Genomic DNA, 9,214 nt, shown 5'->3' on the forward strand with positions numbered 1-9,214 from the left:
AGGGCATGACGAGGCCGATCGCTGCGTAGAGCGGATCCGTGGGACAACGATCCCTACGTGCACTTCCTGCGCAATGCGCTGGCGCATGCCGGCAAGAGCGGACGGCGCGTCGTCTCCGCGTTCATCGCCACTGCCTTCGCCCAGGACGATGCGGAGGCTGCGCGGGCGCAATGGCGGCGCATCGCCGACCAGCTCCGCCCAACCGATGTGCTCGCCTACATGAGTTTCCCGGCCGCGCACCGCGCCAAGCTGCACTCGACGGATGAGATGGACAAGCGACTTCTTTATGACCGAGACGACGATTGCGGAGATCGCCGTAAGTCCATTCTTTTGTTCGGCCGCGCTGCGGGCTATTCTTTCGTCCCGGCCACCGATCGCAGCCGCCGCGCGCAAGGGGCGGTCAAGGCTGGCCGCGTTTGCGGCAAGGCTTGGCCTTGACCGGCCCGAGCACGACGGCAGGCTGGCGTGGAACGGGACTCCATTCCTGGCTTGGATCGTCAGCGCACGGCTCGACTGCGCCAGCAAATGGCGGAGCGCGGTATGGACGCTTTGCTTGTCCTGAACGAGCCGAACATGAACTACCTTACCGGATACGACGGCTTCTCGGACTATGTTCCGCAGCCCCGATGCGGCTGGACTTCGTGTGCCCCCGGATCATATCGCTAATCGGCTGCCAAGCCGTACGCTCACTCGATCCAATGTATTTCTCAGGGTAACTGAGGATGCGCGAGTGCGGCAGGTACGAACTGACGGTCGCGCACGCACGCACGATCAACCACGGATCCTCCTCGACTTGACAGATGAGAGCAAGGTTTTGCGAGCAATTCGGAGATGTTTCGAGCTGAATTTGAACTACGCAGGATTTCTGCAGACAACCTATAAATTCGAAGAATTAAATTCCGGCCCAAATTTGGGGACGCACACGCGACGAGAGCGATACCCCCAATCATCATTGCTGGAAATCAACGCCGGCGGTCACCGCGGCAGCATCCCTTGACCGATTACACCGCATGAGAAACCTGGTCTTCACGCGTCTATTGGCGGCCGTGCTGCACGCCTTGTCGAGCGGCACGCCGGAAATCCCCGGCAGTCCGGGCCGTCCTCCAACCATGCCGGTTGGTTCTCCCGCCAGTGCGCCGCATATCAAGTGGACGGACGGGCGCTATAAAATGGGCTGCCAAACCAATTTCGAAATGGGAGCCTTCAGGCACCGCTATGCATGCGCTTTGTCGCGGACCGTTTTCTTGGGTGATCCCCCCGCTCGGGCGCGGCACCTACATCAGGCAGCCTTGGACGGTTTCTTGGCGCAGATCGAAGCAATACGGCCGGGGGTGAAATGCTCCGATGTTGCGCACGCCTTCCAACTCGCATTCAAGCCCTACAAAGTGCGTAAGGAGTCCAGGAGCGGCTACTCTACGGCCTCGATTGGGTCGATGGCGGAGGAAGCTTCCAGGATGACGACCACACCGTAATCGAACCCACCTTTCACGTCCTTATCGGTATTTGGGAAAAGGATGACGGCTAGGTCTTCAGTGAGACCGTTCGTGTGACGATGGTAGCTCACATTGCAGTCCTGATCGAGGGCGTTTCGAAGTGGCACGGAAATTTTCAGGTCCTACGTGACGTTAATCTTGACGTGCGCGTTGGTGAACGGGTTGTAGTGTGCGGTCCATCAGGTTCGGGCAAATCTACTTTTAATCCGGTGCATCAATCAGCTCGACAAACATCAAAAGGGCAGAATCGTCGTGAACAGAATCGAATTGCGCCCTGGCATGAGAGGGTTGGAGGCCATACGGCGCGATGTCGGGATGGTCTTCCGGCAATTCAATCTCTTTCCGCATTTGACGGTCATCGACAACTGCACCTTGGCTTTGATCCGCGCGCGCAAGATGATCCGCTCCGCGGCCGAGGAAATCGCGATGGAAAATCTAAAACGCGTCCCGAGCAGGCGATAAAATATCCAGGGCAGTTATCAGGTGGTCAACAACAGCGTGTTGCGATCGCTCGCGCGCTCTGTATGAAGCCGAAGATCATGCTCTTCGACGAGCCGACCTCTGCGCTGGATCCGGAGATGGTCAAGGAAGTTCTGGATGTGATGACAGGGCTCGCCAATAAAGGTATGACAATGATTTTGCGTGACATACGAAATGGGCTTCGCGCGCGAGGTCGCCGATCGCGTAGTGTTCATGGATGGCGACCAAATCATCTAGCAAGCAGCGCCGGAACAATTTTTCCGAAATCAAGAGCACGCGCGCACCAAGAGGTTCCTTAGTCAACTGTTGCACTAGTAGCCATCTGGTCAATTGCGCGGCCCGCGAAGGGGCAATCACCAAGTCCTCTGACTTGTTCAAGCTCACCATCACTGGCAAGACGGCCGCAGTACCGTTTAAGGGGGGCGACGCGATCGCTATCGCCGCCGGCTTCATCAGCGAAGTGCAGAAGGTAGTGTCCGGCGAGATACCGGGAGACGACGGCGCGGTCGTCACAGTTCGCGTGATCCGTAGCGGTGAAACGGCCGATATAATTGCCTAGGTGTTCATGGAAGGTACGATCAGGAGCCGAAGTCCTGAGCGTTGTGCGTTGCTCGGGCAGCGTGTGCATGAAATAGCCGAAGGGGTTGCCGCGATGCATCACGGTTGTGCCGAATTGGTATTGTGCACCGGCGAACCGCCGGTCATCAACGATATCGAAATGATGAGGCGTTTTCCGCAACTTGTTTATGATGCTGCCGGGCGCGAAGCGTTTTGCGACGGGAAGCAGCGGGCAAATGGGAGCGACGACTTCGTCTTCGATTCGGCTTGCATCGATCTACTTCATGGGCAGTCTTTTTTTACGCGTGATCTTGTGACGCTCGAAGAAGCGGCGGATCGTACCATAGCCAAAGAATGGGCCTTGTTTGCTCAAGTTGTGCCGCAATTCCTCGATGGTGATATCAGGCGACGCCTCGAGCAGAGCCATGATCGTGGCTCGATGGGCATCCATCCGGTGAGACTTGCGATCGCCGCCCTGAGCTCTCGGCTGGGCATCGCCTTGCTCCCGCTCGCGCGTTCGCCAGCGGCTTACGCTGGCCGCGCTGACGCCAAATCGCTCGGCGGCCTGCCGGCCTGAAACGCCGCCCTCAATAAGCCAAGCACACGTTCGCGAAGATCCATGGACAGCGGTTTCGCCATGCCCGCCGGCCTCCAGTCTCGGCGACCAGCTTGAATCACCAAAACGCTGATTTGGGAATTCCCGACGATTCAGTCAGATGGGCTAACGCTCTAGCAGCAGCGGCCGCAATTGGATGACCGGAATAGGTATACCCATGGGAAAATGCTCCTACCCGATCCGCTGCTTCCCCCATAACGGCGTAAACCTTCTGGCCAACAATTGCGCCGGAGAGCGGCACGTAGCCGGATGTCAGGCCTCTGGCGACCGTCACCAAGTCTGGGTCCATCCCGTACAGAGTACTGCCAAAGTCAGCGCCGGTTCGACCGAATCCACAAATCACCTCGTCCGCGATCAGAAGGACGTCATAGCGCCTCAGCACTGCCTGAATTTCACGCCAGTAACCGGCAGGAGGCGGCGTGATGCCACCCGTACCGAGCACAGGCTCGGCAATGAAGGCACCTATCGTTTCTGGGTCTTCACGCACGATTAGGTCCTCAAGTTCAGCTGCACGCCGACGAGAAAAGGACTTCTGTCTCGCCCGGCTCGGCGCCCCGGTGCGCCGGTGTGCAAAATGCCCGGGAAGGGAAGATCCATGTGATCGTGGTAGAACGACATACCAGTCATCGAGCCGGAAATCACTGAGCAGCCGTGATAGCCGCGCTCGTGCGAGATGATCTTCTTAGGTTGACCACGGAGATTATTGTAGTACCAAACGAGCTTAGCCTGAGTTTCGTTGGCATCTGATTCTGACAAGCGGAAGAATACTTTAATCGACTTACCCGGCGCCATTCGCACCAGACGCTCCGCGAGCGTGGCCAGCTCTTCGGTCGTGTGCGCCGCATAAGTATGATAGTATGCTAAGTTGTAGGCCTGCCGCGCGATGGCTTCCGCTACTTCGGTCCGGCCGTATTCAATGTTCACACAGTAATGGCCAGCAAACCCGTCAATGTAACTGCGCCCTTGCGCGTCTTCGATGCGGATGCCTTTGCCCCCGGTGACGATAGTTGAATCGGCTGCTTTACCAGTGGCGAATTCCTTAAGCGGGTGAATGGATGCAGAACGCTCGAGCAATCGAGCTCAGCGATGGTCTTAATGTCAGCCATGCCCATTCTCCTAGTCTTACTGCGTCACAAATTTCGATAGCTACTTTGACTTGAGACTGCCCTGATGCAACAAGGGCATCGAGATAGTGTGGACGCGAGAGCGACGCTCAATCCTCGCCGAACGGTCGCGATCGAATTTGGAACGTGCCGTTCAGGCCGCAATGGCGGCCCCCCCTCGGGCGATAAGTTTCGGGAATTGTAATTTCTTTGAAAAGCCCGGCGGAACCTGTTGCTGAGGGGGGGAATCGTCTCCCGCTCGGAGACCAGGAATCCGTAGGCCGCGATGCACAGCGTTGCGTGATGGTGGAAGCCGCGCCAGCCTCGCCCCTCGAAGTGGCCAAGGCCGATCTCCTGTTTGAGTTCGTAGTGGTCGCGCTCAATGCGCCAGCGCAGCTTGGCGGTGTCGACCAGCTGACGGAATCCAATGTTCGCCGGAAGCGTCGAGAACCAATATTTGGTGGGTGCTTCCTCGCCCTCCGGCCATTCGATCAGCAGCCATTCCTCCGGCCGGCTTTCGGCGAGCCAGTAATCTCGATGTGCCGCACGGATGCGCACACGGGCAAAGCGCAAGGATAAGCGTTCTGCCGTCCCCTCACGCCACGTGATCTTGCGCCAAGCATCCATTGGCAGACCAATCGCAAGCTTCTTAACTGAGATCGGTTGATACTTGCCATCACGTCGCAGCAACTTCGGAGGTCGTCCGCTCCCCGACCACTTCTTCGGCGCCCGCGGCCCAGTGCCAGGGCGCCATACGGACGTTTGTGGCTGGATGCAGGCCAGTTAGTTCAAGCCGAGATCTGTGATGCTCGTACGCAGATCGGTATCAGCACCATAGCCGGCGTCCATCAGCACTACGCCACGCGGCAAGCCCCCGGCACAGGCCCAGCGCAATTGCTCAAGCGCGATGGCCGGCTTGGATTTGAAGGTGATCTCCTTGGGCACACCGGCTTTGCGCCGACGCGGACGGTCGGTCGCCCACTCCTTTGGTAGATAAAGGCGATACGCCACCGGCAGGCTCGCGTGATGGTTGGCAATCGAAAGGGTCACGGCGACCTGACAATTGTCTTGCTTGCCCAGTTGGCCGCAATATTGCCGTGCAACCCCGACCGAATGCCGCCCCTTCTTAGGAAAGCCCGGATCATCGATGATCCAAGCTTCGATCTCTCCGTGGCGTTCGATGCTCGGCAGCACTAACTCACGGACCTCGGCCAACACTTGCTGGTCCGACCAGTCGCCTTGACCGACAAAATGCAACAACGACTGGTGCTGCGCTGCTGTCCGCTCAGGAGCCGTGATGGCCGCCATCGGCTCGACACTCTTGCGATCGCAAGGTACTCGCATCCACCAATCTCTTGATCAATCCAACAGTCATTCCCCAAGGATCGCAAACAGCCTCTTGCCGATCGATTCTTTAATGTCAGCCCCATAGAGCACCCCATTTGCGAATCAGGTGCTCAGTAAGGAATCAGAAGTGATTCTTTCGACTCAAGATTTCGTCGATCACCGGATCAGCTTAGGTGATCGAAGTTATGGGGGTAATCGAAAAGCTTTACCGGCCGGATACCAATCAGCTCACCTGTACCCACTGCATCAGCGGTGTACACCGCGCCACGCAACGTCGCATTTGAATCAAATGGAGTTGTCATGCGGTGACGACGCTCGGCACACAGGGCCGTCCGCACTCAGTAACGGTCGCCAACTTTAGTGTCGCGATGTCTTGCCATCCGCCTTGCTCTGGCTGTTGCCATCAGTCCTGCCAACGCTGCGATCGCGTTCAACACGACGGATCAACACTCTCTGCCTGATACGCACAGATCTTCTTTGGTCCGAAACGTACCAACAAACTGATTTTTCGTCCTGAGCGGCGTTGTTGCTCGATCAAACTTGCGATACGTGAGAAACAACCAACGAGAATCGTGCGATTCACTTTTTGCGGAGAGTTGATCAGCCGGTCCGATCACAATCATGAGCCGGTCCCGCAAATCTGAACAGCGCGATAAGTGGAGTTTCTGCCTGACGGCGGGCAAGATTGACCCGCGAATCAGGAGAGACGATGAGCAGACGAGCACGGCGGAACCACACTGCGGCTTTCAAGGCGAAGGTGGCGCTTGCCGCCGTCAAAGGTGACCGCACGCTGGCGCAACTGGCGGAGCAATTCGACGTTCACCCCAATCAGATCACATCGTGGAAGGCGCAGCTCGAAGGCGGCGCTGCCGATGTGTTCGGTCAGGGCAACGGGAGTCGGCTCGCCGAGCCTACCATCGACGTGAAGTCGCTGCACGCCAAGATCGGCGAGTTGACGCTGGAGAACGATTTTTTAGAAGGAGCGCTCACCAAGGCGGGATTGCTGAGCGCAAAGCGATGATCGACCGTGACCACGATCTGCCGATCAGCAAGCAGGCGGAAGCCCTGAACATCAGCCGCGGCAGCGTCTATTACCTGCCACGTCCGGTGTCGCCCAACGACCTTGCGCTGATGCAACGGCTCGACAGGCTGCATCTGGAGTTTCCTTTCGCCGGTTCGCGTATGTTGCGAGGCCTGCTGGCTGCCGAGGGGAGCAAGATCGGCCGCCGGCATGTCAAAACGCTGATGCGGCGGATGGGGATAGAGGCGCTGTACCGCCGTCCGCGCACCACCCAACCCGAGCCCGGGCACAAGATCTATCCATATCTGCTGCGCGGTATGGAGATCTCGCGTCCGAACCAGGTCTGGGCGATGGACATCACCTACATCCCGATGGCACGAGGCTTCGTCTATCTGGCCGTGGTGCTGGACTGGGCGACCCGCCGGGTGCTGTCGTGGCGGCTGTCGATCACCATGGAGGCTGCATTCTGCGTCGCGACACAGGAAGATGCCCTGGCCCGTCACGGCAAGCCGGAGATCTTCAACACCGACCAGGGCTCGCAGTTCACCGGCGCGGCGTTCACCGGCGTGCTCGCCGGCAACGGCATCGCCATCAGCATGGACGGCCGGGGCGCCTGGCGGGACAACGTGTTCGTCGAGCGGCTGTGGCGCAGCGTCAAATACGAGGAGGTCTATCTGCGGGCCTACGACAGCGTCAACGAAGCTCGCGCCTCGATCGGCCGCTATTTGGACTTCTACAATTGCCGCCGTCCACATTCGAGCCTTGACGGCAGCACGCCGGATCAAGCCTACTTCACCTCGCTGCCGCTCCGCACGGCAGCCTAAACCCGGCAGAGGCTCCACTTATCGATGCGGAGTTTCTGTTCAGACAACCGGGACCAGCTCAATCACTCGCTGCTCTGCTCAGAGGACACCTCTCCGAACTATTTCGTCTTGTACATCTCGCCTGACGCTCTCTCCTCGCTTCAGAACCCGAAGATTTCGCTAGAAGCAACTCCTTTAGCCGCAAGTGGCGAGCAGCGGGTATTCGCATCAGTTGACGAAACGCCGTCGTCCTCTCGCCCGCAACAAGGTCTCGAGTCATGCTTCGTTTCTACTTCAATCTTGTGGGAAAACAAAATGTCGACGACCCGTTTGGGATGGCATTCGAAAACGAGTTACAGGCTTTCCTTGCGGCTGAACGCTTCGCAAAGGAACTCGCGCATACTAATCCCTCGCTGCGGGGCACCACTAGCGTTGTCGTTACACGCAAAGATCGAGACGAAGTGTATTACATAAGCGTGTGATCATAGCTGCGCCGTAGAAAGCAGAGGAAACCGATCAAGCATTCGCAATCGGGTGCGCACACGTTAAGTGCAACGGCGGCTCATCCCTTCCGCGCTTCGCTCGCGAAGAACAGCCAAACGATGGCCGCCTGCGAGAAAACGCTCAGCGATCCGCCCGCAACCGGCTCGGCCCGATGATCAGGGTGCCCTGCCCGGCACGCTCCAGGTCTTTACGCCCCAGCATCCTTATGGCGGGCCCTCATTGTTGGACGACTTGGCAGCGGCAACTGGTGAGCTGAGCCACGACATTAAGGTCGCTCCGACCTGAACCAGCACGACGTCGCGGTCATCAACGCCTGAAGCCCAAGAGGAACGATGTCTCTCATCTGATGCACGCTCATTGAGAGACATGGGAAAGACTATATTCCTGGCGTGATTGGGTCGATAGCAATCGCAGTCGCAGTAATGTCTTCGAGTTATCATATCTCGCTGATAACCTGTCCTAAGGACGGAGTGCCGCAGCTTCTGTCACCGCACGCCGACCTGTGCTTCACGAGAATGAATTGCATCGCCTTGGCTCGTTAGTCTTTCCGGCTCCCAAGTCGCGTGAACCGATTCGCTCGTCGCCGTCTGAATGCCACTGATCTGCTGGCTTACCTCAACTGTTGCGCGCGCAGTCTGTGTGGCAAGCGCTTTGACCTCCTGGGCTACAATAGCAAATCCCTTGCCGAGATCGCCAGCACGGGCGGCCTCAATGGCTGCGTTAAGCGAGAGCAAACTTGTTTGGCGAGCGATTGAGGCGATCAGCTCGACGACAGTCCCGTTTCGTTCCGCGGCAGCCGCGAAGCTAAGGATGCGTCTATCGCTGAGCTCGGCCTTTCGAACAGCCTCTCCCGTTATGCTCGCAGCCTCTTCGACCGCCGGCTGATATTGGCGATGGTTGCTGCCAGTTCATCTATAGCGGTCGCGACATGCTGGACATTGATCGATGCGAACTGAGATGAGGATGCTACTTCAATCGAGAGCTGCTGGCTATGCTCGACCGTACTAGTGGCTCTGCACAGTGATTTTGACGTGTTGCGCGTCCGGCGGTCAGATTAGCTCCGGCAGGCTCTTGGGATCAACGAGGACCTCGATGCTGCGGGGTGTCCTTGGCTGCCGTCTGATTAGGCCAGCTCGTTCCAGAGTCAGCACCATCTGGTGAACCGAAGGCGGGCTGACGCGAAAATACTCTTGCATGTCGGTTTCCGCCGGGGCTCTGCGGTGCAGCCGCGTATAGAGGTGGATGAAGGCAAGGTATTGCCCCTGTTTGGGCGTGAAGGTTTTTGCCGA

7 protein-coding genes and 5 pseudogenes are annotated in these 9,214 nt (G+C 58.1%); 7 read left to right on the forward strand and 5 right to left on the reverse strand.

The genetic code is table 11. From position 1 onward, the window contains the following. Nucleotides 1-57 precede the first annotated feature (57 nt). The 5 genes and pseudogenes from YUU_RS53560 to YUU_RS55490 all read left to right on the forward strand — a co-directional run. Nucleotides 58-276 (forward strand): annotated as a pseudogene (locus YUU_RS53560) (transposase); the annotation flags it as partial. A gap of 189 nt (nt 277-465) precedes the next feature. After that, complete coding sequence (locus YUU_RS63000; protein WP_371260568.1) at nt 466-666, forward strand: aminopeptidase P family N-terminal domain-containing protein; 201 nt, start codon at nt 466-468, stop codon at nt 664-666. A 242-nt stretch (nt 667-908) separates the two neighbouring features. Further along, complete coding sequence (locus tag YUU_RS63005) at nt 909-1,472, forward strand: M24 family metallopeptidase (RefSeq protein WP_371260569.1); 564 nt, start codon at nt 909-911, stop codon at nt 1,470-1,472. Nucleotides 1,473-1,552: 80 nt separating this feature from the next. After that, nucleotides 1,553-2,288: pseudogene (locus YUU_RS53570) on the forward strand (amino acid ABC transporter ATP-binding protein). 55 nt (nt 2,289-2,343) lie between these two features. Continuing rightward, a complete protein-coding gene (locus tag YUU_RS55490; RefSeq protein ID WP_051390164.1) occupies nt 2,344-2,532 on the forward strand; it encodes a hypothetical protein in 189 nt (62 codons plus the stop codon). Nucleotides 2,533-2,823: 291 nt separating this feature from the next. On the opposite strand, the pseudogene YUU_RS61805 reads toward YUU_RS55490, so the two are convergent. The 3 pseudogenes from YUU_RS61805 to YUU_RS61810 all read right to left on the reverse strand — a co-directional run. After that, nucleotides 2,824-3,170: pseudogene (locus YUU_RS61805) on the reverse strand (IS630 transposase-related protein); the annotation flags it as partial. Between the two features lie 44 nt (nt 3,171-3,214). Further along, nucleotides 3,215-4,253 (reverse strand): annotated as a pseudogene (locus YUU_RS53580) (aminotransferase class III-fold pyridoxal phosphate-dependent enzyme); the annotation flags it as partial. 107 nt (nt 4,254-4,360) lie between these two features. Then, nucleotides 4,361-5,594, reverse strand: a pseudogene (locus YUU_RS61810) (IS701 family transposase); the annotation flags it as partial. Between the two features lie 712 nt (nt 5,595-6,306). Between YUU_RS61810 and YUU_RS0140870 the strand changes: the two are divergent. Together YUU_RS0140870 and YUU_RS63010 are read left to right on the forward strand one after the other, a co-directional pair. Continuing rightward, nucleotides 6,307-7,442, forward strand: a protein-coding gene (locus tag YUU_RS0140870; protein ID WP_156944804.1) for an IS3 family transposase whose coding sequence is annotated in 2 segments (ribosomal slippage) — nt 6,307-6,565 and nt 6,565-7,442 — 1,137 coding nt in all. Because the reading frame shifts where the segments join, the coding sequence is not laid out codon by codon here. Between the two features lie 257 nt (nt 7,443-7,699). Then, nucleotides 7,700-7,903 carry a hypothetical protein gene (locus YUU_RS63010; RefSeq protein ID WP_027527426.1) on the forward strand — a complete coding sequence of 68 codons (204 nt, stop codon included), beginning with the start codon at nt 7,700-7,702 and terminating at the stop codon, nt 7,901-7,903. Nucleotides 7,904-8,410: 507 nt separating this feature from the next. On the opposite strand, the gene YUU_RS61815 is transcribed toward YUU_RS63010, so the two are convergent. Beyond that, nucleotides 8,411-8,782 carry a methyl-accepting chemotaxis protein gene (locus YUU_RS61815; RefSeq protein WP_210164190.1) on the reverse strand — a complete coding sequence of 124 codons (372 nt, stop codon included), beginning with the start codon at nt 8,780-8,782 and terminating at the stop codon, nt 8,411-8,413. A gap of 192 nt (nt 8,783-8,974) precedes the next feature. Then, nucleotides 8,975-9,214 (reverse strand): LexA family transcriptional regulator (locus YUU_RS0140885; RefSeq protein ID WP_027527428.1); only part of this gene is annotated, 240 nt, incomplete at its 5' end.

The organism is Bradyrhizobium sp. Ec3.3 (genome assembly GCF_000472925.1).
Classification (GTDB): Bacteria; Pseudomonadota; Alphaproteobacteria; order Rhizobiales; family Xanthobacteraceae; genus Bradyrhizobium.

Bases quoted from the DNA above. Each gene is read 5' to 3' on its own strand.
- YUU_RS63010 (WP_027527426.1), top strand. From the start codon at position 7,700: ATGCTTCGTTTCTACTTCAATCTTGTGGGAAAACAAAATGTCGACGAC.